The 23,364-nt window shown below is 41.5% G+C and carries 22 protein-coding genes, 1 pseudogene and 1 riboswitch; of the genes and pseudogenes, 19 read left to right on the top strand and 4 right to left on the bottom strand.

The window, feature by feature from the left end; all coding sequences use genetic code 11:
* Window positions 1-117 precede the first annotated feature (117 nt).
* From nrdF to nrdH, 3 genes are all read right to left on the bottom strand, one after another.
* Window positions 118-1,083 (bottom strand): class 1b ribonucleoside-diphosphate reductase subunit beta, encoded by a 966-nt coding sequence (gene nrdF, locus ACVPON_RS08165; RefSeq protein ID WP_462878135.1) that lies wholly within the window; start codon window positions 1,081-1,083, stop codon window positions 118-120.
* 287 nt (window positions 1,084-1,370) lie between these two features.
* Window positions 1,371-3,530 carry a class 1b ribonucleoside-diphosphate reductase subunit alpha gene (gene nrdE / locus ACVPON_RS08170; RefSeq protein WP_462878136.1) on the bottom strand — a complete coding sequence of 720 codons (2,160 nt, stop codon included), beginning with the start codon at window positions 3,528-3,530 and terminating at the stop codon, window positions 1,371-1,373.
* 36 nt (window positions 3,531-3,566) lie between these two features.
* Window positions 3,567-3,791, bottom strand: a complete 225-nt coding sequence (nrdH, locus tag ACVPON_RS08175) for a glutaredoxin-like protein NrdH (protein WP_462878137.1) — start codon at window positions 3,789-3,791, stop codon at window positions 3,567-3,569.
* A 332-nt stretch (window positions 3,792-4,123) separates the two neighbouring features.
* Here nrdH and ACVPON_RS08180 point away from each other — a divergent pair, with 332 nt between their 5' ends.
* Together ACVPON_RS08180 and ptsP are read left to right on the top strand one after the other, a co-directional pair.
* Window positions 4,124-4,387 carry a phosphocarrier protein HPr gene (locus tag ACVPON_RS08180; protein ID WP_018378296.1) on the top strand — a complete coding sequence of 88 codons (264 nt, stop codon included), beginning with the start codon at window positions 4,124-4,126 and terminating at the stop codon, window positions 4,385-4,387.
* A 4-nt stretch (window positions 4,388-4,391) separates the two neighbouring features.
* Window positions 4,392-6,137, top strand: a complete 1,746-nt coding sequence (gene ptsP, locus ACVPON_RS08185) for a phosphoenolpyruvate--protein phosphotransferase (protein WP_462878138.1) — start codon at window positions 4,392-4,394, stop codon at window positions 6,135-6,137.
* 494 nt (window positions 6,138-6,631) lie between these two features.
* On the opposite strand, the gene ACVPON_RS08190 is transcribed toward ptsP, so the two are convergent.
* Window positions 6,632-8,119, bottom strand: coding sequence for a DUF1846 domain-containing protein (locus tag ACVPON_RS08190; RefSeq protein ID WP_462878139.1), 1,488 nt, complete (start codon window positions 8,117-8,119; stop codon window positions 6,632-6,634).
* A 183-nt stretch (window positions 8,120-8,302) separates the two neighbouring features.
* Here ACVPON_RS08190 and ACVPON_RS08195 point away from each other — a divergent pair, with 183 nt between their 5' ends.
* From ACVPON_RS08195 to ACVPON_RS08275, 17 genes and pseudogenes are all read left to right on the top strand, one after another.
* Window positions 8,303-9,892 (top strand): ATP-binding cassette domain-containing protein, encoded by a 1,590-nt coding sequence (locus ACVPON_RS08195; RefSeq protein WP_462878140.1) that lies wholly within the window; start codon window positions 8,303-8,305, stop codon window positions 9,890-9,892.
* A gap of 461 nt (window positions 9,893-10,353) precedes the next feature.
* On the top strand, window positions 10,354-11,331 hold the full coding sequence (locus tag ACVPON_RS08200; protein WP_462878141.1) for an ArsR/SmtB family transcription factor: 978 nt from the start codon (window positions 10,354-10,356) through the stop codon (window positions 11,329-11,331).
* Between the two features lie 132 nt (window positions 11,332-11,463).
* Window positions 11,464-12,711, top strand: a complete 1,248-nt coding sequence (locus tag ACVPON_RS08205; protein WP_462878142.1) for a diaminopimelate decarboxylase — start codon at window positions 11,464-11,466, stop codon at window positions 12,709-12,711.
* 12 nt (window positions 12,712-12,723) lie between these two features.
* A complete protein-coding gene (locus tag ACVPON_RS08210; protein WP_462878143.1) occupies window positions 12,724-13,302 on the top strand; it encodes a hypothetical protein in 579 nt (192 codons plus the stop codon).
* A gap of 221 nt (window positions 13,303-13,523) precedes the next feature.
* Entirely contained in the window at window positions 13,524-13,760 is a 237-nt protein-coding gene (locus ACVPON_RS08215) for a YneF family protein (RefSeq protein ID WP_462878144.1), read from the top strand.
* A gap of 485 nt (window positions 13,761-14,245) precedes the next feature.
* Window positions 14,246-15,040 (top strand): glutamate racemase, encoded by a 795-nt coding sequence (gene racE, locus ACVPON_RS08220; protein WP_462878145.1) that lies wholly within the window; start codon window positions 14,246-14,248, stop codon window positions 15,038-15,040.
* Complete coding sequence (locus ACVPON_RS08225; protein ID WP_462878146.1) at window positions 15,037-16,029, top strand: nucleoside-triphosphate diphosphatase; 993 nt, start codon at window positions 15,037-15,039, stop codon at window positions 16,027-16,029. Before racE ends, ACVPON_RS08225 begins: the two co-directional genes overlap by 4 nt.
* Window positions 15,999-16,529, top strand: coding sequence for a metallophosphoesterase (locus ACVPON_RS08230; protein WP_462878147.1), 531 nt, complete (start codon window positions 15,999-16,001; stop codon window positions 16,527-16,529). Before ACVPON_RS08225 ends, ACVPON_RS08230 begins: the two co-directional genes overlap by 31 nt.
* Window positions 16,526-16,972 (top strand): cyclic-di-AMP-binding protein CbpB, encoded by a 447-nt coding sequence (cbpB, locus tag ACVPON_RS08235; protein ID WP_462878148.1) that lies wholly within the window; start codon window positions 16,526-16,528, stop codon window positions 16,970-16,972. Before ACVPON_RS08230 ends, cbpB begins: the two co-directional genes overlap by 4 nt.
* A gap of 8 nt (window positions 16,973-16,980) precedes the next feature.
* Complete coding sequence (gene xerD / locus ACVPON_RS08240) at window positions 16,981-17,718, top strand: site-specific tyrosine recombinase XerD (RefSeq protein ID WP_462878149.1); 738 nt, start codon at window positions 16,981-16,983, stop codon at window positions 17,716-17,718.
* Window positions 17,708-18,427 carry a segregation/condensation protein A gene (locus tag ACVPON_RS08245; RefSeq protein ID WP_462878150.1) on the top strand — a complete coding sequence of 240 codons (720 nt, stop codon included), beginning with the start codon at window positions 17,708-17,710 and terminating at the stop codon, window positions 18,425-18,427. Before xerD ends, ACVPON_RS08245 begins: the two co-directional genes overlap by 11 nt.
* Window positions 18,411-18,986 carry an SMC-Scp complex subunit ScpB gene (gene scpB, locus ACVPON_RS08250; protein WP_462878151.1) on the top strand — a complete coding sequence of 192 codons (576 nt, stop codon included), beginning with the start codon at window positions 18,411-18,413 and terminating at the stop codon, window positions 18,984-18,986. Before ACVPON_RS08245 ends, scpB begins: the two co-directional genes overlap by 17 nt.
* A complete protein-coding gene (locus tag ACVPON_RS08255) occupies window positions 18,973-19,704 on the top strand; it encodes a pseudouridine synthase (protein ID WP_462878152.1) in 732 nt (243 codons plus the stop codon). Before scpB ends, ACVPON_RS08255 begins: the two co-directional genes overlap by 14 nt.
* A complete protein-coding gene (gene yidD / locus ACVPON_RS08260) occupies window positions 19,701-19,943 on the top strand; it encodes a membrane protein insertion efficiency factor YidD (RefSeq protein WP_462878153.1) in 243 nt (80 codons plus the stop codon). Before ACVPON_RS08255 ends, yidD begins: the two co-directional genes overlap by 4 nt.
* A 398-nt stretch (window positions 19,944-20,341) precedes the next feature.
* Window positions 20,342-20,884 (top strand): tRNA (cytidine(34)-2'-O)-methyltransferase, encoded by a 543-nt coding sequence (locus ACVPON_RS08265; RefSeq protein ID WP_462878154.1) that lies wholly within the window; start codon window positions 20,342-20,344, stop codon window positions 20,882-20,884.
* 858 nt (window positions 20,885-21,742) lie between these two features.
* Window positions 21,743-21,855, top strand: a riboswitch (FMN riboswitch).
* A 104-nt stretch (window positions 21,856-21,959) separates the two neighbouring features.
* Window positions 21,960-22,526 (top strand): annotated as a pseudogene (locus tag ACVPON_RS08270) (ECF transporter S component); the annotation flags it as partial.
* 23 nt (window positions 22,527-22,549) lie between these two features.
* On the top strand, window positions 22,550-23,200 hold the full coding sequence (locus ACVPON_RS08275; protein WP_462878155.1) for a phosphatase PAP2 family protein: 651 nt from the start codon (window positions 22,550-22,552) through the stop codon (window positions 23,198-23,200).
* Window positions 23,201-23,364: the final 164 nt, after the last annotated feature.

Here is a 23,364-nt window from a genome sequence, read left to right on the forward strand (position 1 = left end):
TTGAAAACTTTAAAAAACGCATTTTGATTGCTTTAAACGTAAAGAAAGAGAGAACGAAGTTCGTCCTCTCACGATGTTAGCTTTTCATCAACCCACTACAGTTGACAAAGAGCCTTGTTATTCAGATAGACCGTAGAGGTAGTCCTTATCTTGCATGGCCTCTACAGTACCAAGGAGGTAACCATTTCCGACTTGGGAGAAGAAGTCATGGTTGGAGGTCCCTGTTGAGATCCCATTCATGACAATCGGATTGACATCATCGGCTGAATCAGGAAAGAGCGGGTCTTGCCCCAAGTTCATGAGGGCTTTATTGGCATTGTAGCGAAGGAAGGTCTTGACTTCCTCAGTCCAGCCAACACCGTCATAGAGACTTTCTGTATAGCCTTCTTCATTTTCATAGAGTTGGTAGAGGAGGTCATACATCCAGTCGCGGAGTTTGTCTTGCTCGCTTTCTGTCAACTCGTTAAAACCAAGCTGGAATTTGTAACCGATATAGGTTCCGTGTACAGACTCATCGCGAATGATGAGTTTGATAATCTCTGCTACATTCGCGAGCTTATTATTTCCAAGGTAGTAAAGTGGTGTGAAAAAACCAGAATAGAAGAGGAAGGTTTCCAAGAAAACGCTGGCTACTTTTTTCTCTAGAGGTGTCCCTGTTTCGTAAATTTCATTGATGATTTTCGCCTTGCGTTGGAGGTAATCGTTTCGGTTTGTCCAGTCAAAGATCTCATCAATTTCAGATTTTGTATTCAGGGTTGAAAAGATAGAGGAGTAGGACTTGGCATGGACAGATTCCATGAACTGAATATTGTTATAGACAGCTTCTTCATGTGGTGTCCGAATATCCTGACGAAGTGCTTGGACTCCTGTTTCGGATTGGAGGGTATCAAGAAGGGTCAATCCCCCAAAGACTTTTCCAACGAGGTCTTTTTCTTCAACGCTTAATTTACGCCAGTCATCTAAGTCATTTGAGAGTGGAATACGAGTGTCGAGCCAGAATTGCTCCGTCAATTTTTCCCAAGTTGACTTATCGATGACATCTTCAATAGCGTTCCAGTTTATGGCTTTATAGTAGGTTTCCATAAGTATCACTTTCTATTACAGTATTCAGACCATTATATCATATTTTTATCCCATCGTCTAAAAGGATAGTGGTCTGTCCAAGAAGAGCGGAGGTAATCGTGATTTTAAGAACCTGTATTCACAAGTAAAGTGCTTTTATATGAGCAAAAAACGAGCCTTAGATGGAAGTGCTGAACGGTGAATACAGAATTCTAAGGTCTCGCTGAACCTCGCTCTTTTATGTCTAGGGTCAAGTATGGACAATCACTCTTGATGATTGCTAGATTTTCCCCAGTTTCGTTTCCATCTTAAATCACACAGCTCTCACACTGGTTTGCCCCGACTTCTTCTCCATCATCTGTAAAGGTACGGACATAGTAAATTGATTTTACGCCCTTATTGAAGGCATAGTTACGCAAGATGGAAAGGTCACGTGTTGTCTGTTTATTTTCAGTTTTCCATTCGTAGAGACCTTGTGGAATATCGCTACGCATGAAGAGAGTGAGAGATAGTCCTTGGTCAACGTGCTCTGTTGCAGCAGCATAGACATCGATGACTTTTCGCATATCCATATCATAGGCTGATCTGTAAAATGGAATGGTTTCTGTTGCAAGTCCAGCTGCGGGATAGTAGATTTTACCGATTTTCTTTTCTTGACGTTCTTCAATTCGCTGGGTGATCGGGTGAATGGAAGCAGACACATCGTTGATGTAGCTGATAGAGCCATTTGGAGCAACTGCTAGGCGATTTTGGTGGTAGAGACCATCTGCCTGCACCTTATCGCGAAGTGCTGCCCAGTCTTGTCCACTCGGGATAAAGATACCTTCAAAGAGTTCTTTCACACGGGCAGATTGTGGTTGATAGTCGCCGGTAATATACTTATCAAAGTAAGAACCGTCTGCATATTTTGACTTGTTAAAGTTGTGGAAGCTCATCTTGCGTTCACGGGCAATATTGTTTGATTCGACAAGGGTCCAGTAGTTGAGAAGCATAAAGTAGATGTTGGTAAATTCAACGGCTTCTACAGATCCATATTCAATCAAATGTTGGGCAAGAAAGCTATGTAAGCCCATGGCTCCAAGTCCGATGGAGTGAGCTTGACTATTTCCATGCTCAATGGATGGAACAGCTGAAATATGGGAGTGGTCTGTTACATAAGTGAGAGCACGTGTCATGGTGCGGACAGAACGCCCAAAATCAGGTGATTTCATAAGATTGACAATATTGGTTGAACCAAGGTTACAGGAGACATCTGTTCCCATTTTGAGGTACTCTTGTGAGTCGTTCAATTCGCTTGGTACCTGAACTTGGAGAATTTCTGAACAAAGATTAGACATGATAATCTTGCCGTCTACAGGATTGCTACGGTTGGCTGTATCAATATTGATGACATAAGGATAGCCTGATTCTTGTTGGAGTTTTGAAATTTCGGTCTCCAAATCACGAGCCTTAATCTTGCTTTTACGAATGTTTGGATTTGCGACTAATTCATCGTATTTTTCAGTAATATCAATGTAGCTATATGGGACACCGTATTCACGCTCGACTGAGTACGGGCTAAAGAGGTACATGTCTTCATTGTTACGAGCCAATTCATAGAACTTATCTGGAATGGTAATACCAAGAGAAAGTGTTTTGACCCGAACCTTCTCGTCAGCATTTTCCTTCTTAGTAGAAAGAAAGGCGATGATGTCTGGATGAAAGACATCAAGGTAGACCACACCAGCTCCCTGACGTTGTCCCAGCTGATTGGAGTAAGAAAAACTATCCTCAAATAGCTTCATGACAGGAACAACCCCAGATGCAGCCCCTTCGTAGCCCTTGATTGGTGCACCGGCTTCACGTAAGTTGCTGAGGGAAATTCCGACCCCACCCCCGATACGGGAAAGCTGGAGGGCAGAGTTGATGGAACGCCCAATGGCATTCATATCATCTGTTACTTGAATGAGGAAACAAGAGACCAACTCTCCCCGACGGGCACGTCCTGCATTTAAAAAACTTGGAGTTGCCGGCTGATAGCGGAGGTGAATCATTTCATTAGCCAAGTCCATGGCTAATGCTTCGTTGCCTTCTGCAAAGTAAAGAGCATTGAAGAGGACCCGATCTTCCATGCTTTCTAAGTAATAAGCCCCATCGTTTGTCTTAAGGGCATACTGGTTGTAGAATTTATAGGCTGCCATGAAAGATTTGAAACGGAAGTTTTGATCTTTCAAGAACTGTGCTAATTTTTCGATAAAGGCAGGGCTATATTGCTCCAAAAAGGCTTGCTCAAGATAGTTTTCTTCCAATAGGTATTGGATTTTATCTGTAATGCTCGCAAATGCTTTGGTATTTGGCAGTACGTTTTCCTTGAAAAAGGCTTTGAGGGCTTCTTGGTCCTTGTGAAGTGGAATTTGTCCATTGATTGGACGGTTGATTTCATTGTTAAGACGGAAATAAGAAACATCCCCTAGTTCTTTCAAACTCATATAGTCACTCTTTCTATGTTCTTCACTGGTAGATAACTAAGCTGAAATAAGATTTTTTAATTTTCCAGGTTGAAAACCAGAAAAATTTCCTGTCTCTGTCTCAATGACAGGTGCTGCAGAAAATCCTAGGTTTTTGACATGTTCGATAAATTCAGGTTGTTCATCAAGGTTGATTTCCTTGAATGGAACTTGGTGTTGGTCTAGGAAACGCTTGGTCATCTTGCATTGGACACAATCATTTTTTGAGTAAACAGTAATCATACATTTCTCCTTTTTTAATCACCCATATAGGATACAATGAAACAGGAAAATTGTCAACCTAAAAACTAAATATAGTATCGTTTTTATTTGATAAACACTATATATAGTGTAACTATAGCTTTTATCCAACTGGATTGTTTTTTCAGATTGTTTACAAAATGGTTTCATCTGATTGCAGGGGGAGGCACATTTGGCCTTGCTTCTGACGGATATGGATTTTGAAAGAAAGGTAAAAAATTCTTGAAAATGATTTCAAGAAATGGTATAATGTGCTTTGTAAGGGTTATCACAACGAACCTTCAATATTGAAAAAAATAAAGGAGAATCCAAATATGGCTTCAAAAGATTTCCACATTGTGGCAGAAACAGGTATTCACGCACGTCCAGCAACATTGCTTGTGCAAACAGCTAGCAAATTTGCTTCAGACATCACTTTGAACTATAAAGACAAATCAGTAAACCTTAAATCGATCATGGGTGTTATGAGCCTTGGTGTTGGTCAAGGTGCTGATGTGACAATCACTGCTGAAGGTGCTGATGCTGACGATGCAATCGCAGCAATCACTGAAACAATGGACAAGGAAGGTTTGGCGTAAGAGTATGACAGAAATGCTAAAAGGAATTGCAGCATCGGACGGTGTTGCGGTTGCTAAGGCATATCTACTCGTTCAACCAGATTTGTCGTTTGAAACTGTTACAGTTACAGATACAGATGCAGAAGAAGCTCGTTTGGATGCTGCTTTAGAAGCGTCACAAAACGAGCTTTCTGTTATTAGAGAGAACGCAGTAGCTAGCCTTGGTGAAGAAGCGGCAGCCGTTTTTGATGCCCATTTGATGGTTCTTGCTGATCCAGAAATGGTCGGTCAGATAAAAGAAACGATTCGTGCGAAAAAAATCAACGCTGAAAGTGGATTGACAGAAGTCACAGACATGTTTATCGCTATCTTTGAAGGCATGGACGACAATCCTTATATGCAAGAGCGTGCAGCAGATATTCGCGATGTGACCAAGCGGGTTCTTGCCCACTTGTTGGGGGTTCGCTTGCCGAATCCTGCAGCGATTTCAGAAGAGTCAATCGTGATTGCACATGATTTGACACCATCTGATACAGCACAATTAGATAAGAACTTTGTAAAAGCCTTTGTCACCAATATCGGTGGTCGTACGAGCCATTCAGCGATCATGGCTCGTACCCTTGAGATTGCGGCTGTTCTTGGTACAAATAACATTACTGAAATTGTAAAAGAAGGCGATGTTCTTGCGGTAAATGGGATTACTGGTGAAGTCATTATCAATCCGTCAGAAGAAGAAATTGCAACATTTAAAGCAGCTGGTGAAGCCTATGCTAAGCAAAAAGCAGAGTGGGCACTTTTGAAAGATGCACAAACTGTAACAGCTGACGGCAAGCATTTTGAGCTTGCAGCGAACATCGGTACACCGAAAGACGTTGAAGGTGTAAACGATAATGGTGCAGAAGCTGTAGGTCTGTATCGTACGGAGTTTCTGTACATGGATTCACAAGATTTCCCAACAGAAGATGAGCAGTACGAAGCCTATAAGGCTGTTCTTGAAGGAATGAATGGGAAACCAGTTGTCGTTCGTACAATGGATATCGGTGGGGACAAGGAACTTCCTTATTTCGACCTCCCACATGAAATGAATCCATTCCTTGGTTTCCGTGCCCTTCGTATCTCTATCTCTGAGACAGGCAATCAAATGTTCCGAACACAATTACGTGCCCTCCTTCGTTCGTCTGTTCATGGTCAATTACGCATCATGTTCCCAATGGTGGCTCTCATTACGGAATTCCGTGCAGCAAAGGCAATCTATGAAGAAGAAAAAGCAAAATTGATTGCAGAAGGCGTAGCAGTTGCAGATAATATTCAGGTCGGAATCATGATTGAGATTCCAGCAGCAGCAATGCTGGCGGATCAATTTGCAAAAGAAGTCGATTTCTTCTCAATCGGTACAAATGACCTTATCCAATACACGATGGCTGCTGACCGGATGAATGAGCAAGTTTCATATCTCTACCAACCATACAACCCATCCATTCTTCGTTTAATCAACAATGTGATTAAGGCAGCACATGCAGAAGGTAAATGGGCTGGAATGTGTGGAGAAATGGCAGGGGATCAACAGGCAGTACCACTTCTAGTGGGTATGGGCTTGGATGAGTTCTCAATGAGTGCGACTTCTGTTCTTCGTACACGTAGCTTGATGAAACAATTGGATACTACTAAGATGCAGGAATATGCAAACCGTGCATTGACAGAATGCGCAACAGCAGAAGAAGTTCTTGAACTCCAAAAAGAGTATGTGACGGTAGATGGAGCCAATAGTTAAGTAAACAATTGAGCTTTGGTCTGAATAATTGAACAAAAAGAGGTTTATCACCTCTTTTTTTTATCTAAGATACGAGAGCGTTTGACACGATTTTCACTCGTTTTATTTCCAACCTTCACCAGTCTGAAAGAGACTGGTGAAGCAACTCCTAGAAAAAATAGACAATCGCAGCAGTCTGTCTTGTAATCAATGAGATGTATCCTCGCTTTCCAGTTTTTCAGCTCGGGTAAAACAAATCCATTGGATTCGTTTTACTGACAGTGAGTTGTAGCTCGAGTTTAGCCTAATACTCTTTAAAAATCAAAAGGATCCTTCGTCAACTTGCCTTGGTGAAGGCTCGTTCTACCTTGGGCTTCGATTAGAAGGAAATGAGCGGTGCTACTCTCATTTCCAAGCTTTCACAATTCTTAATTGTGAAAGCTAGTCTACTTTTGCTTTTTATTGAAAAAGGTTATAAAAACCAGCTTGATAGGATTCTAAGCTGGTTTTTTCGTTTATGGTTTGTGATAAAACTTATTGTGCTGATAATGGGGGTCAAAGGTGACGTTGATGCCGAGTTTTCGTAGTACATTGCGGTCTTCTTCTGGTAGGGTCACAGTAGAGTGGCATTCGCTACCCTTTAGATTTCCCAGTTGTTTCATGGCAAGGTCTGCTTCTGCCTTGTTCATCGCAGTAATGGCAAGGGCAATCAGAAGTTCACTAGAGTGCAAGCGCGGATTGCGATTGCCGAGGTGATTGATCTTGAGATTTTGAATGGGTTTGACATACTCAGGCTCAATCAAGTGGGTTGCCTTATCGATATTGGCTAGCTTTTTAATAGCATTGATGATGACAGCAGCGGATGGTCCAAAGAGTTCAGATGTTTTACCGGTCACAATCTCACCATTTGGTAATTCAATAGCGAGGGCTGGCTGACCTGTTGCTTCAGCTTTTGCGCGTGCAGCAATCGTCACCTTGCGATCCTTGACTGAAACACCGACTTCATTCATCAAGAGTTCAATCTTTTTCACAGCAGATTCTGGTACTCGTTCTGCCTTGAAATCAACCAAGGTTTGGTAGTAGCGACGGATAATTTCTTCCTTAGAAGCAGCAATCGCTGCCTCTTCATCCACAATCGAATAGCCTACCATGTTGACACCCATGTCTGTCGGTGACGCATAAGGAGATTTGTCTAAGATACGCTCGAATGTCCGATTGAGTACAGGGAAGACCTCGATGTCACGGTTGTAGTTGACCGCTGTTTTGCCATAGGTTTGCAAGTGGAAGGGGTCAATCATATTGAGGTCATCTAAGTCTGCTGTTGCAGCTTCATAGGCAAGGTTGACAGGGTGATGGAGCGGTAAATTCCAGACAGGAAAGGTCTCAAATTTAGCATATCCCGCTTTGATTCCATGCAGTTGGTCATGGTAGAGCTGGGAGATACAAGTTGCCAACTTACCAGAACCAGGACCAGGAGCTGTTACGACAATCAAGTTACGACTGGTTTTGATATAGTCATTTTTCCCCATCCCCTCAGGAGAAATAATATGGTCAATATCGGATGGATAGCCCTTGATAGGGTAGTGTAGGTAGGACGTGATACCATTTTTTTCTAACTGGTGGCGGAACATGTCAGCAGCTGCCTGGTTGGTGTATTGGGTAATCACAACAGAACCGACATAGATGCCTAGATCATTAAAGGTGTCTATCAAACGTAGGACTTCCTGATTGTAGGAAATACCAAGATCACCCCGTGCTTTGGAATGCTCGATATTACTTGCGTTAATAGCAATAACGATCTCCACCTGTTCCTTTAATTCTTGTAGGAGTTTGATTTTATTATCAGGCTCATAACCAGGTAAAACGCGGGCTGCGTGGAAATCTTCCAGCATTTTTCCGCCAAATTCCATATACAATTTTCCATCAAATTGTTGGATACGTTCTAAAATATGGTCACGCTGTAACTGTAAGTATTTAGTTGAATCAAAAGCAATTTTTTTCACATTTTTCACCTCTTGTAAAATTATAATAAAAAGTTTTAAAAAATAAAAAGATTTACCATTATTTTAGTAAAAATAGATGGAGAAATAATTATTTAATATTTATTAAGTATATACTTGATTTATTTTGAGAAAGATGTAAACTATTATTAAACATTTGTTTAATAAATATAAAGTGAGGATTCTATGAAAGATATTGTTATACTTTGTAAAAAAGAGAGGGGGAAAGTCAGTCTTTCGCTCTTACTTACCTTGGTGACAGCTATCGGCAGTCTGTATACTATCTATGGCAGAATGAGGGTTTTAGATGCGATTTTGGAGCGGTCTAGCCAAGTCTGGTTTCAGATTGGTTTTCTCATTCTACTTCTGGTTTTGGTCGAGTGTTTAAATAGTTATATTCGCATTCTCAATGCACGGATTATCAAAGCATGGAAGCTTACGCTCGGCAAATACATCAGTAGGAATATTGAGAACATGAGTTACAAAAGTTTCCATGGATTGAAAGAAGGGGAACATTTGACCAGCTACACCTACACTCTTGAAGTTGTGGCGACCTATCTTTTGAATCCCTTGCTATCCCTCAGTCGCTCCCTGGTCTTAGCAATGGTTTCCTTTTGGTTTCTTATCCTGATTAGTGGTTGGTTAGCTGGTTTTGCTTTCTTTTCAATGCTCGTTTTATTTGCCGTAGGAGGTAGGTTTGGGAAGAAAATTAGCCAAGGTTATACGAATTTATCTTTCTTAAATGGACAGTTTACTAGCCGCTTAAAAGAATATATAGCTGGTTATGATGTGCTGAAGAATCTGAAGCAACTGCATTTATTGCCACAAAAAATAGAGGAACGGCAGCAACAAAGGGAAGAACAAGAGTATGAGATTGCACGTCTGATGTCGTTTGCCCTTTTGACGTATCAAAGTGTACAGCGTTTGTTTGAAATATTGATTTTTGCTTTTACGATTATTTTGATTGGTCAGGGAAAGATTAGTCTTGGAGCAGTTGTATCTGCACCGACCATCTTGTCTATCTTTTTAGAATCTTCAGGTAATCTGACAGATCTATATGCTAAATTACGGGGGACAGATGAGCAACTACGTTCTTTGATGACAGTTGTTGCTTTAGAAGAGGAAAAGTTTCCGCAACGAATAAATAGTATTTCTTTTTCTGAAGTAGGGCACTCTTATGAGGGGAAGCAGATTTTTAAAGATTTGAATTTTCAAATAAATTGCGGAGGGAAGTACGCTTTAATTGGAAAAAGTGGAAGTGGGAAGTCCACGATACTCAAATTACTATTGGGACGTTTGACTTGTGAAGAGGGGGAAATTCGAGTGGATACTCAGCCTTATGTTCCGAGAAAAGATGTGAATTTTTCGCAACGGATTGGCTACATGACCCAAGATGTTTTCTTATTTACAGATAGTATTCGATTTAATATCTGCTTGGGAGATAGATTTAGCGATAGGGATGTTTGGCTGGTGCTCAAACAGGTAGGATTGGAAGAGTTAGTCAGGAGATTGCCAAATCAGTTAGAAGAACATGTGGGAGAATTAGGAGAGCGGTTTTCAGGTGGGGAAAAACAGCGGATTGCTCTTGCTCGAATCTTAATACGGAAGCTACCAATTATCTTACTAGATGAGGCTACATCAGCAGTGGATACGCTGACAGCCCACATGATTGAGGAGACATTACTCACGGATCCAGATAGGACAGTCGTGATGATTTCGCACCACTTGCAGGAAGATTTAAAGTCCTATTTCACTGAGATTATTACCCTTTCTTAATGACAGACTATAGGTGAGAGAGGTTTACTCAAGTGGATTTGTCTAACCCGAGCTAAGAAATCGGAAAGCGAGGGTCCATCTTGTTGGTTGTCAGATAACCTGTTTCAATTGTCCATGTTGTCTAGGAGTTGCCTCTACAGCTTTGCGGACTATATCAGGTGAGAAATAGAGCTGGTAAAAGCAAGTGACCACTGTAGTGTAGGGCAAGGTGACGCTGATAACGTTGGAATTTCATCTTTGAAGAGTATAAGAATCTGCCAGTCACACAAAGGCTCGTTCAGTCTTGACTACGGCTTGTACTGCTTGGGTCATCCATCTATATTTCTCTTGCTTTCTATAGCCCTTTTGGTCTATACTATAAGAAATATCCTATCTGAGGTAGAAGAATAGAAAAGAGCGTTATGGAATTAAGATATAGCAAACATCGTAGTGAAATTGTTGAATTTTTATACATACCTTTTATGCTAAAAAATCAAATAGCGGCTAGTCAAGAGAGCTGGAACCAGAAAAAAAAGCTCATCTTACAAGAAGCTCTACTGGTTCAAAAGCAATTAGAATCTGTTTTTGAGGATAGGGGTGAACGCTTATCAGCCTACTTGTTCGGAGCTAACTTTAGCTTTCTTCATTTTCTGTATTTTGAATTGCTTGAAGAAGGCAGAGATCCTAAGACGGTAGAAGAAGCCTGTGATTTGCTAGTTAATGTTTCCCAAGACATGGCAAAGCGAGCAATTCGCCTTGCTCTAGCAAGTATCAATCAGGAGGAATATACTGAAAAAATAGACTTAATTGTTGCTCTTGAGCAGACGAACCTGAAAGATGAGGATAAATGGAAATGGTTCCAGGCCATTCGCACCCCCCTAGAGACCATACATGAGCAAGTAGGTTTGATCTTAGAACTTGCACCTTTATATCGCCCGTATTATGAGCAATTTCAGCCGCAACGCATGGCATTTGCTGATCGTTTTTCTTATGAAGAAATCTATGGAGAACATGGCTTATACAAGTCGAGTGGTGTCGAAGATTTGGGCTATGATGTGATTCAATTTTTGGTTCTGAGCCCTTGGTTGGTGCAATTTCTCTATTTCTATAATCGCTATTTCAAGCTCTATCCAATCACCTTGTGTGCTTCGGTGGATATTGATCAAATCCTACTGATGGATCAGTCGATTGATGAGGAGCTACTGACCAAGACCTTGAAGATCATGAGTGATGAGACGCGCTATAAGGTTATGGTGGCACTGACCAAACCGCATGCCAAGAGCAAGGATATTGCTGAGGAGTTGGCTATTACGGGTGCTGCTGTTTCCTTTCATACCCAAAAACTCCTCAATGCCCAGCTCTTGCTCTTTAATTCAACAGACAAGAATATCAAATTTGATGCCAATAAGGGGTTGCTTCGGGAGATGATCGCCAAGTTAGAAGAAGATTTTGACTTGTAAGAACCTACTCGCCTTTTATTTGTCACTTTTGATTTTTCAGCCTATAGACATACGTTTTTAAAGCAAACTAAAAGACTAGAGCAATTGTTCTAAAAGTATGGTATAATAGTAAAAAATTCGTCGAGGTAGGGTATGAGCAAGGAACCATTTATCAGTAAAGAGGCCTTAGAGCTGCTGACAGCAGACTTTCCAACTCCTTTTCACTTATATGATGAGAGGGGGATTCGTGAGAAGGCGCGTGCCTTGTACCGGGCTTTTTCTTGGAATAAGGGCTTTAAGGAGTATTTTGCAGTCAAGGCTACTCCGACACCAGCTATTTTAAAGATTTTGCAGGAAGAAGGTTGCGGGGTTGATTGTGCGACAGATGTTGAGGTGATGATGAGTGAGCAGTTGGGTTTTAAAGATATCATGTTCACTTCCAACGATACTCAAGGGTCAGAATTTCGCTATGCTAGAAAAGTGGGAGCCATTGTCAATTTAGATGCCTATGAGCATATCGAGTTTTTGAAAGAAGTGGCAGGGATTCCAGATGTTGTCTGTCTTCGCTACAATCCCGGTGGAGTATTTTCACTCGGTACAGACATCATGGATCATCCAGAAGAGTCCAAGTTTGGAATGACCAAGGAACAACTGCTACAAGGGTATCGGGATTTGAAAGCGGAGGGGGTTAAAGAGTTTGGACTCCATGCCTTTTTAGCTTCCAATACTGTCACCAATGATTACTATCCAGTCCTAGCGAGACAATTATTTGAACTGGCACTTGACATTCGAGAGCAGACAGGTGTGGTGCTAGACTTTATCAACCTGTCTGGTGGGATCGGGGTCAACTATCATCCAGAGCAGAAAGCCAATGATATTCTGGTCATTGGCGAGGGGGTCCGCAAGGTCTATGAAGAAGTCTTGGTACCAGCTGGTATGGGAGAGGTGAGCATTTATACCGAACTAGGTCGCTTTATGCTAGCTCCTCATGGACATTTGGTGACCAAGGTTCTCCACCGCAAGAAAACCTATCGAACCTATATTGGAGTAGATGCTTCAGCAACCAATCTAATGCGTCCAGCCTTTTATGGAGCCTACCATCATATCACCAATATCAGTCGTCCAGATGCACCGGTCGAAGTGGTGGACGTGGTTGGTTCTTTGTGTGAAAACAATGATAAATTTGCGGTTCAGCGGGAATTGCCACAGGCAGCAGTAGGCGATATACTGCTTATCCATGATACAGGTGCGCATGGATTTTCAATGGGCTATAACTATAATGGTCGCCTACGTTCTGCTGAAATCCTGCTCCAAGAAGACGGCAGGGCACGAATGATTCGCCGGGCAGAAAGACCGGAAGATTATTTTGCAACCCTATATGGTTTTGATTTTGAGAAATAAGGTGGGAATAAAATGAAAGATAAGAAGTGGTTATGGCTGTTTATACTCGCTTTAGTGTTTCGTATTGCCTACCGTTATCATCGACAAGTAGAGCGAAATAAAGAAGCAGAAGGAATGAGACAAGCACAAGTTGTCAAGCAGTTTACAAATGAAAGCCAACTGACCCCGAGTAAGGAGGTGACAACAGGTCTGGCAAGAATTGTCAATGAAATGTACTTGAATGATTATAAACTGGAGCGGGAAGGGGCTGGTTATAGCCTGAAAGATTCATCAGGGACAATCGTTTTAGACAAGATTGAAGCCTACGAGAACACCCTGACTCCTTTATTTATATTTGCAAGGGAGGACGGCGTGTATGCGGTGAATACGGAGACAAATGCCAAGTACGGTCCTTATCTAAGTGCGTCCACTGTTCAATTGTTAAAAGATCATCAGCTCCTAAAAGAAAAAGGCTTAGCTTTCCGTGAAGATGATAAGATCTATATTTTAAGGCAGGAAGCTCTAACAGAGGTACAAGGGACTGAAGGCAATTTTGAAACGGGAAAAGACTTGATCTACAATATTGATACAGGAATATTAGGCGGAGAATAATACTGGGAGTTGAGGATACCGGTATTGAGGGATTTTTCGATTCATTTTCCTTGCCACCTTTTTCTGTCCTTATGACAGATGACTGGAAAGATGCAGTTTTTACCTGATACAGAAAGATACAGAAAGAGAAAAATGAAATGTAAGATAAATCTTGGAAATCCCCTGTAAATTTGGTATAATAAGGGGAATTGAATTTGTTATTTAGAAAACAGGAGATAACCATGAATTTAGGTATTGTAATTGTATTGATTATCGCAGCTTTTGCTGGTGGTGTTGCTTTGGGAATTTATCTGTCACGCAAGCAGGTAGAAAACTATATCGCAGATAAACCTGTTTTAGATGAAAATGCCCTCCGTGCTATGATGAGCCAGATGGGCCAAAAACCAAGTGAAGCTAAGGTACAGCAAGTGCTTCGCCAGATCAAGAGTCAACAAAAAATAGCGACTAAGAAAAAATAATCAAGAGGGGGAAGTGGGACACCAGTCGAAATAGTAGAAAATCGACTGTCCTCACTCTCCCTTTTTTAGGGGGAGCTTCTTTTATAGTCGTTTCGTTTACCTTTAATACTAGGCAAGGAGCTGCAGGCTGCTTCAACAGTCTAATGACTGTTGAAGGTTGGAAATCATACTGACGATAGTCAGTAACAATCGTAGAGTACGGCAAAGTGACTTCCAATCATCTTCCAGACTATTGGAAGTTGGAAATAGGGGAAACGGAGTTTCCACAATCATCTAAGGAATAAAAGGTAAACTAAATGACTATACAGTCTTTTCGTTTCCTTTGCTTGGGCTTTGGCTGATGCGAGTTGGTTAGTAAAGGAAGCGGTGTTTGAGCGCTGCAAGAAATGATGAAAATAATCAGTCGTATGGCTAGTGATTAGGCTGAACAAGGTACTATTCAATCCTTGAAGAAGAGGAAGAGCCATATGCAGTAAGGAAAAATGATGGATAATCGACCTATTGGATTTTTAGATTCAGGTGTGGGAGGCTTGACAGTGGTGCGCGAATTGATGCGCCAGCTTCCCCACGAAGAAATTGTGTATATTGGAGATTCTGCCAGAGCTCCCTATGGTCCGCGTCCTGCTGACCAGATTCGGGAATATACTTGGGAGTTGGTTGAATTTTTACTCACAAAGAATGTGAAGATGATTGTTTTTGCTTGTAATACAGCAACAGCAGTTGCTTGGGAAGAAGTGAAGGCAAAGTTGGAGATTCCGGTTCTCGGTGTCATTTTGCCGGGGGCTTCATCGGCTATCAAGGCATCAAAAACAGGGAATATTGGTGTCCTAGGTACAGTCATGACTATTCAGTCAGATATTTATCGGGAAAAGATTCAAGCACTTTCTCCTGATACCCAGGTAACCAGTCTTGCCTGTCCTAAATTTGTCCCCTTGGTGGAGTCAAATAATTACCAATCTAGTTTGGCAAAAAAAGTGGTCTATGAAACCCTGACGAATATGAAAGGAAAGGTCGATACAGTTGTATTAGGCTGTACGCATTATCCCCTGCTCTCTCCCATTATCCAAAATGTCTTGGGGCAGGATGTGACCTTGATTGATAGTGGGGCAGAGTGTGCGCGGGATATTTCGGTCTTACTGAATTATTTTGAAATCAATCACAGTCGGATGGCAGAGGAGCCACAACATATCTTTTACACAACGGCTAGCCCAAGGGCTTTTCGGGAAATTGCAGAAAACTGGCTAGGAAAAGAGATACAGGTGGAGCAGGTAAGATTATGACAGGAAAAATATACGAATATAAAGATGGCAATGAATGGTATATTGGTAAATGGGATAAGGAGAACTCCTTGACCTATTTTGGCACTGAAGAAAAGGAGCACCTTGTTGAGAATGGTTTTGATCAATTGGTAGGGGCCCTATCTCTGGAGGGGTTACAGGTACATCTTGTAAAAGTGAGCTCGGTGCTTCCTTTTCTGACCTTTCTAATCCAAATCATCAATGAAGAGCTGGGACGCAACTTGTCTGTTGTTCAGCACAAGGGGGCTGTTCTAATCTTGGAAGGTCGACAGATTGTGGCTATTTGGCTACCTCGAGAAGGAGTAAATATCGACAACTTCTTTGGGCAGACCGATGATACACAGTCAGCGATTGGGGACACCATTTTAATTGCGACAAAAAACGAGGGAAAGACGGCAGAATTTCGTCAATTTTTTGAAAAATTGGGCTATAAGGTGGAAAATCTCAATCATTATCCCGAGCTTCCAGATGTGGCAGAGACTGGGAGCACCTTTGAAGAAAATGCCCGTCTGAAGGCGGAAACAATCGCCAATTTGACAGGGAAGATGGTACTCGCAGATGATTCAGGGCTTAAAGTTGATAAGCTCGGTGGTATGCCAGGTGTTTGGTCCGCTCGTTTTTCAGGTCCTGATGCGACCGATGCCCGCAATAACGCCAAATTGCTCCATGAACTAGCGATGGTCTTTGAAGTAAAAGACCGTTCAGCCCAATTCCATTGTACCTTGGTTGTGGCAGCACCAAATGCGGAGAGTCTCGTCGTTGAAGCAGATTGGGCGGGCTATATAGCAACGGTTCCCCAAGGAGAAAATGGCTTTGGCTATGATCCGCTTTTCTTGGTTGGAGAGACAGGCCAGACAGCAGCTCAGTTGACCTTGGAAGAAAAAAATAGTCTTTCTCACCGTGCGCAAGCACTTAAAAAATTAGTAGAGGTATTTCCGGTATGGCAAGAACAGAATATCAAACACTCTTAGTAATGAGTGATTCACATGGCGACCGCATGATTGTTGAAGAAGTAAAAAGACGCTATTTGGGCAAGGTTGATGCCATTTTTCATAATGGGGATTCAGAATTGGAAGCCAATGATCCTCTCTGGGAAGGTATTTATGTCGTTGGAGGAAATTGCGACTACGATTCTGCCTATAAAGATCAACTTGTCGTTCAGCTTGGAGATGTGACTGTAGCACAAACGCATGGTCATCTTTATGGTATCAATTTTAGCTGGTTGAGGCTTGATTATTGGGCAGAAGAAGTAGGAGCGGACATCTGTCTTTATGGACATTTGCATATTCCTGATGCAAGAGTGAGGAGCAAGACCCTCTTTGTCAATCCGGGCTCCATTCGCCAACCACGTGGGTTGATTACAGAATGCCTCTATGCCATTCTCACGATTTTTGAGGACCATATTCATATTGAGTATTATAATCGTGACCACAAAGTCTACGCGCCATTAACAAAGGATATTTCTAGATGATTGCACGTGAATTTGAAACCTTTCTCCTAGCCCAGGAAGAAACCTTCTTAACTCCAGCCAATAAGCTGGCAGTGATTATTGATACCCATAATATTGACCATGCCAAGCTTTTACTCAGTCATATGACCTACTCACGTGTACCTGTTGTTACCGAAGAAAACCAATTTGTAGGGACCATTGGCTTGAGAGAAATCATCCTGTATCAGACTGAAAATGCCTTGACAGAAGATCAGCTAAACATGGATATTTCTTTGATTGTAAAAAAGGATGTCGCAACAGTTGGAGCCAATTATCATTTGGAAGAAGTGATGCGAAAATTGGTCGATCAAGCCTTTTTACCAGTCGTGGGTGAGGCAGGAGAATTTTTAGGAATTATTACTCGAAAATCAATTTTAAAGGCTGTTAACGCCTTACTTCATAATTTTACATTTGGATCAAAATGATGAACGAAATGACAGATACTATTCAGGCATTTTTGGAGACTAAAAACCTATCTGAAAATTCGAAGGTCTCCTATCTCTATGATTTACAGCAGTTTATGAAGCAGTGTGAAGGGAAACCTACCCCTTCTAAGTTGGCACTTTATCAGGCATTTTTAGAAGGGTTAAAGCCAGCTGCTCAAAAGCGCAAATTGTCTACAATCAATCAATTCTTGTACTATCTCTACGACCAAGGACAGGTGGAACGTTATTATAAGGTGAAAGTACCGCAGCAGGTTTTACCGCAACCTACGGTTGTTCGCTTGGAAGATAGGAGTTTTTTGTGGGAGAAGAGTCAGTATGCGGACGGTCAGCTGATTGCCCTCTTGATTGCCTATCTGGGCTTGTTGCCAAGCGAGTTAGCAGTTATCAAGCAGTCAGATATCGATTTAAATTTTCAGATTTTGACGATTACAAAGTCTGGTCGGAAGCGGATTTTACCGATTCCAACTCAACTCTTATCACGTTTAGAAGGAAAAGAGGGACAATACCTTTTTGACAAGGATGGTTCTTCCTATTCCCGTCAATGGTTTTTCAATCGTTTGAGTGAATTTTTGGAGGAGCAAGGAAAGTCGGAGTGGACAGCCCAGAAGTTGCGCCAGCAATTTATCCTCAGCCAGCTAGAGGCTGGAAAGGATGTGGCAGAGATTGCCAAACATCTGGGATTAAAAACGACGGTTAGTCTGGAAAAGTATAAACATGGATATTAAATTAAAAGATTTTGAAGGCCCTCTTGATTTGCTTCTTCACTTGGTATCCAAGTACCAAATGGATATCTACGAAGTCCCGATTACCGAAGTTATTGAGCAGTACCTTGCCTATATTGCGACCTTGCAGGCTATGCGTCTTGAAATCGCAGGTGAGTATATGGTCATGGCTAGCCAGTTGATGCTGATTAAGAGCCGCAGGCTCTTGCCCAAGGTGGTAGAACAAGAAGATATTGTAGATGACCCCGAGCAAGAATTGCTCTTGCAGTTAGAGGAATATCGAACCTTTAAGGCTATCAGTGAAAAATTAAAGGAGCAGCATGATGAGCGTGCCCACTATTTTTCAAAACCCAAATTGGAATTGGTTTATGATGATGTGACCTTGAATCAAGACAAGTCAGTGATTGATATTTTCTTGGCTTTCTCAAAAGTGATGGCTGAAAAGCAGGAAGAATTGCGAATGAGCCATACAACCATTGCTCGAGATGAATATAAGATTGAGGATATGATGGTGCGCGTTCGTAGCCAGTTTCAATCCGGCAAACGCTTGGTATTGCGAGAATTATTTGTCCATAGCCGCGATATGAATGAAGTTATTACCATCTTTTTAGCTACTCTTGAAATGGTGAAAAGCAAGGAAATTACAATGGAGCAGACAGAAAATTTTGGAGACATTTACTTGATAAGGAGTGAGAATGAGCCGATTAGCTGAGATTGAAGTGTTGCTATTTGTAGCAGGGGAAGAGGGATTGACGGTACGAAATATAGCTGAAATGCTTGATTTACAGCCGTCAGCTGTGATACAGCAACTCGAAAAATTGATAGAAAAATACCAGGAAGATCATCAGTCAGGGCTCGCTATTTTAGAGTCATCTAACCGCTATAAATTAGTCACAAAAAAGGAGTATGCAGCTCTTTTGCGTACCTATGCTAAAACACCGATGAACCAGTCGATGTCCCGTGCCTTACTGGAAACCTTGTCTATTATCGCCTATAAACAACCGATTACGAGGATTGAAGTGGATAACATTCGTGGGGTCAATTCAAGTGGAGCAATCAGTAAGTTGCAGGCTTTTGATTTGATTCGGGAAAATGGTAAGAAAGAAGTATTGGGTCGTCCAAACTTGTATGTTACGACGGAGTATTTTCTCGATTATATGGGCATCAATCATTTAGAAGAATTACCAGATGTGTCAGAGCTTGATTTGGTAGATGAAGAAACGGAATTATTCGTAGAAAGAAAAGAGATAGAAGAAGATGAGAATCAATAAATACATCGCTCATGCTGGAGTTGCTAGTCGGAGAAAGGCTGAAGAACTGATTAAGCAGGGCTTGGTAACCGTCAATGGTCAGCTTGTACGTGAGCTTGGCACGATCATTAAATCTGGGGATAAGGTTGAGGTAGAAGGGCAGCCTATTTACAATGAGGAAAAGGTCTACTACCTTTTAAATAAACCTCGAGGAGTGATCTCAAGCGTGTCAGATGATAAGGGAAGAAAGACTGTGATTGATCTCTTGCCACATGTCACAGAGCGGATTTACCCCGTAGGACGCTTGGATTGGGATACATCAGGAGTCTTGATTTTGACCAATGATGGGGATTTCACAGATGAGATGATCCACCCACGCAATGAGATTGACAAGGTTTATGTGGCGCGTGTCAAAGGTATTGCCACTAAAGAAGTCTTGCGTCCCCTAACCCGAGGTGTCGTGATTGACGGGAAGAAAACCAAGCCTGCTGTTTACCAGATTCTTAAAGTAGACCCCGTAAAACAACGCTCGGTTGTTGAATTGACGATTCATGAAGGGCGCAACCATCAGGTTAAGAAGATGTTTGAAGCCGTTGGTTTGCAGGTGGATAAACTGTCACGGACTCGCTTTGGGAATCTTGATCTAACTGGTCTTCGCCCTGGGGAAGCTCGTAAATTGAATAAGAAAGACATCAGCAAGCTTCATACCCTTGCTGTTACGAAGAAGCCCAAAAAATGACGACGATCTTGATTGGACTGGTGCGTCTCTACCAACGTTTCCTCTCTCCTCTCTTTCCGCCGACTTGTCGCTATCAGCCGACTTGCTCCAGCTACATGATTGAGGCATTACAAAAACATGGCTTAAAAGGCTTTCTGATGGGAATAGCCCGTATTCTGCGTTGCCATCCTTTGGTAGCAGGGGGAAAAGACCCAGTGCCAGATCACTTTAGCCTGAAGCGCCAACAGATAGAGGAGTGAGGAAGGTTCTTTCCCGCCTAGACTTTTGATAGGATGAAAATCCGCTAGAAAATCCTTGATGGGACTTTGAGATTGGGCTGTTTGAGATGCTTCTCATCATCATGAGAAAAAATTGAAAAAAATGAGGAATTTTCAATGATATTGCTTGACGCACCTAGTTGCTTGCGCTATAATAGTAACAAGATTTTCATTTATTTAAATCAAACCTGTTGTGATTTAAGTGAATGAAGTCCTCATTCACCATGCTGTTTGCTGAGCTTGACTCCGGGCAGTGTGGCTATTTTTTTGCAATGATAAATATAGATTCATACTCCATAAAAATCAAAAGTTGACGAAGTATCCTTTTGATTTTTAAAGAGTATAAAAGATGATAGAGCTGAAAGGTATGAGGAAAGACGATGAATATTGAAGAATTATCTTACCAAGAGGTACAATCTCGCAACCATGTGGTCTTGTTTGAGCCACAAATTCCACAAAATACAGGGAATATCGCCCGTACTTGTGCAGCTACTAATAGCCCCCTCCATATTATCAAACCCATGGGCTTTCCTATTGATGATCGCAAGATGAAGCGGGCAGGACTAGACTATTGGGACAAGTTAGAGGTACGTTTTTATGATGGCTTGGATGACTTTATGGATCAGCTGGGAGAAAGTAAGGTTCATTTGATTTCTAAGTTTGCAGAAAAGACCTATTCTGATGAAGTTTACGATGATGGTTGTCACCATTACTTTATTTTTGGACGAGAGGACAAGGGATTACCAGAAGATTTTATGAGAAAATACTCAGAAAAAGCCCTTCGGATTCCCATGAATGATGAGCATGTCCGTAGTCTCAATGTCTCCAATACAGTCTGTATGGTGCTTTACGAAGCTCTACGCCAACAGGCATTTGCAGGCCTAGACTTGATTCACCATTATGAAACTGATAAGTTAAAATAAGATGTGAGGACGTTAAGAAAATGGAAAGAAAAATAGGGAATCGGAGAAGATTACGCTAGTAATCAATACGATTCATCTTTTTTCTAGCATTTTTAGTCCGAACTCAATTAAGATACGAGAGCGTAAAACAACTCCTAGAAAAAATAGACAATCGAAGCAGGTTGTCTTGCAACCAATGAGATTGGTCTTTTTTTCAGTGAGTTGTAGCCCGAGTTCAATTAAAACAAGATACGAGAGCGTTTGACACGAATTTCACTCGTTTTATTTCCAACGAGTCTGGGACAAAAGTCTAACCTCAACTATAAAAAACGAACAAAACTGGTTTTCGGACACTCAACATTCTTGTTTGTTCGCTTTTTGTATTTCATTTATCAATTTGAAGATTTGATGATAAAGAATTTCAAAAATCAAAATCTTTTTGTCCCAGCCTCCACAAAGTGTACCAAGAGAAGAAACTCTCCACTGGATAGTTTCTTCCGTATCCGTAAGCGAACAAAGTTCGCAACGGATACAGTAAAACAGGAAATTTGACGAGTGAAAAGCTCCGGGGGAGGTTTTCAGCCTATCCCTAAAGGGATTCTCATCTGTAATCAGCTAAAGCTGAAACAGCTACCTATCTTTTTCACACAGAATTTAGGGCGTGCTCAATGATATATATAAACGAAGAGACTATAAAATCAGAATATGTCATTACATAGTAGAGACTTGCATCAGCAAGCCTTTTTTGATATGATGGGAGGTGAATTGGTGGAGAGATTCACCAATGAAATACTCATAAAAATGCAACACAATTATTGGGAGCTGATATGGATGAACTCTTCCATTTTGCCCCGTATGAGATGTTGGTTTTTATAGGGTATTCGTCTTCGGGGCAGGGTGCAATTCCCTACCGGCGGTGATAGTCCGCGAGCGCAAGCAGATGTGGTGTAATTCCACAACCGACAGTATAGTCTGGATGGGAGAAGACGGAAAGAGATGGAGTGGTCGCTTGAATAGCAAGATACATCAGGTATTTTTGGCTATAAGAGTGTGCAATGAAATCGATTTCCCACTTCTCTAATTTGTTAAAAATTGGAGGAAGAAGATGACGAATACACGTAAAATGGCAGTCATTGCCATTCTTTCAGCAGTTTCTTTTCTGCTCATGTACCTAAAATTTCCCTTGATTCCGTCAGCGAGTTTCTTGGAAATTGACTTTTCGATTATTCCTATCTTAATTGGAATGTTGGTGTTAGACCTAGGCTCTGCCTTTAGCATTCTCTTGATACGGACGGTTCTCAAGTTTTTGTTCAATAATAGTGGTCCGTCAACAGTAATTGGCTTACCGATGAATATTGTAGCTCTTGCAGTCTTTATGCTTGTCTTGTATGTGATGTGGAGTAAGCAACAGACCCTTAGGCATTATGTCCTTGCTTCTGGCTTGGCTACCCTAAGTTTGACACTGGCAATGCTTGTTTTAAACTATGTTTATGCCATTCCAGTTTATGCAGCTTTTGCGAACTTTGATATTCGACAGATTTTAGGTGTGAGCAATTATTTATTTGGTATGGTCTTGCCCTTTAATCTCTTAGAAGGGATTATTTTCTCGCTCGTCTTTTATCTAGTGTACCAGGCAGGTCAGCCACTTTTAAGGAAACTGTAAAGAAATGAGCCTATACTTCGCGTATGAAAAACAAACAGCTTTACTTCAGAAATGCTTCTTTTACAGCCCTCTTCTTTGTGATATTGGGATATATGGTAAAATTCTATCCTCAACAACTAGCGGGCTTTGATAGTCGTATTCAGACCTTTCTGCGCGGGAATTTTCCTGAGCTTGCAACCCTGTTTTGGACCAAGATTACCTTGCTTGGAAATGTTGCAGTCCTACTGCCAATCTGTTTGGCTACAGCCATTTTTTGCTACCGGAAGAAGTGGAAAATAGAAAGCTATTTTATACTGGTTAGTTTTGCGGCGATGGGAGTTTTATCGACAGCCCTAAAATCTATCTACCAGCGCCCAAGACCCAGTATTGAATGGTTGATTGATACGACTGGTTATTCCTTTCCAAGTTGGCATGCTGCCTCAACCTTGATGGTAGCAGGTGTCCTAGCTATTTTGATTCAACAGCACCTAAAAAAACCTAGTCTAAGGCGTCTCTCACAGCTAGGAGTGATCGTCCTTGCTCTGTTGGTAGGAGTTTCGCGAATCTATGTGGGCGTTCATTATCCAACAGATATTATCGGTGGTTGGCTATTAGCAACTACTTTATTATACATTTTTTTTCCCTACTATGACCGCTTGCGGTTTCAGTGGAGATTTCAAGGGAAACAGAAATAATACTAAAAAGAGCAAGTTTGGACATTGTTGCCAATCTTGCTTCATTTTTTGGCTCTTTGTCAACTGTAGTGGGTAGATGAAAAGCTAACACCTAGAGAGGACGAACTTCGTTCTCTCTTTCTTTACGTTTAAAGCAATCAAAATGCGTTTTTTAAAGTTTTCAA

It is taken from the genome of Streptococcus sp. 1F3 (genome assembly GCF_054968985.1).

Coding starts and splice junctions, on each gene's coding strand:
- ACVPON_RS08265 (WP_462878154.1), top strand. CDS start 20,342: ATGAATATTGAAGAATTATCTTACCAAGAGGTACAATCTCGCAACCAT.
- ACVPON_RS08255 (WP_462878152.1), top strand. CDS start 18,973: ATGAGAATCAATAAATACATCGCTCATGCTGGAGTTGCTAGTCGGAGA.
- scpB (WP_462878151.1), top strand. CDS start 18,411: ATGAGCCGATTAGCTGAGATTGAAGTGTTGCTATTTGTAGCAGGGGAA.
- ptsP (WP_462878138.1), top strand. CDS start 4,392: ATGACAGAAATGCTAAAAGGAATTGCAGCATCGGACGGTGTTGCGGTT.
- ACVPON_RS08230 (WP_462878147.1), top strand. CDS start 15,999: ATGGCAAGAACAGAATATCAAACACTCTTAGTAATGAGTGATTCACAT.
- ACVPON_RS08210 (WP_462878143.1), top strand. CDS start 12,724: ATGAAAGATAAGAAGTGGTTATGGCTGTTTATACTCGCTTTAGTGTTT.
- xerD (WP_462878149.1), top strand. CDS start 16,981: ATGACAGATACTATTCAGGCATTTTTGGAGACTAAAAACCTATCTGAA.
- nrdF (WP_462878135.1), bottom strand. CDS start 1,083: ATGGAAACCTACTATAAAGCCATAAACTGGAACGCTATTGAAGATGTC.
- ACVPON_RS08195 (WP_462878140.1), top strand. CDS start 8,303: ATGAAAGATATTGTTATACTTTGTAAAAAAGAGAGGGGGAAAGTCAGT.
- ACVPON_RS08215 (WP_462878144.1), top strand. CDS start 13,524: ATGAATTTAGGTATTGTAATTGTATTGATTATCGCAGCTTTTGCTGGT.
- ACVPON_RS08225 (WP_462878146.1), top strand. CDS start 15,037: ATGACAGGAAAAATATACGAATATAAAGATGGCAATGAATGGTATATT.
- ACVPON_RS08275 (WP_462878155.1), top strand. CDS start 22,550: ATGAAAAACAAACAGCTTTACTTCAGAAATGCTTCTTTTACAGCCCTC.
- ACVPON_RS08180 (WP_018378296.1), top strand. CDS start 4,124: ATGGCTTCAAAAGATTTCCACATTGTGGCAGAAACAGGTATTCACGCA.
- ACVPON_RS08205 (WP_462878142.1), top strand. CDS start 11,464: ATGAGCAAGGAACCATTTATCAGTAAAGAGGCCTTAGAGCTGCTGACA.
- yidD (WP_462878153.1), top strand. CDS start 19,701: ATGACGACGATCTTGATTGGACTGGTGCGTCTCTACCAACGTTTCCTC.
- ACVPON_RS08245 (WP_462878150.1), top strand. CDS start 17,708: ATGGATATTAAATTAAAAGATTTTGAAGGCCCTCTTGATTTGCTTCTT.
- racE (WP_462878145.1), top strand. CDS start 14,246: ATGGATAATCGACCTATTGGATTTTTAGATTCAGGTGTGGGAGGCTTG.
- nrdH (WP_462878137.1), bottom strand. CDS start 3,791: ATGATTACTGTTTACTCAAAAAATGATTGTGTCCAATGCAAGATGACC.
- ACVPON_RS08200 (WP_462878141.1), top strand. CDS start 10,354: ATGCTAAAAAATCAAATAGCGGCTAGTCAAGAGAGCTGGAACCAGAAA.
- nrdE (WP_462878136.1), bottom strand. CDS start 3,530: ATGAGTTTGAAAGAACTAGGGGATGTTTCTTATTTCCGTCTTAACAAT.
- cbpB (WP_462878148.1), top strand. CDS start 16,526: ATGATTGCACGTGAATTTGAAACCTTTCTCCTAGCCCAGGAAGAAACC.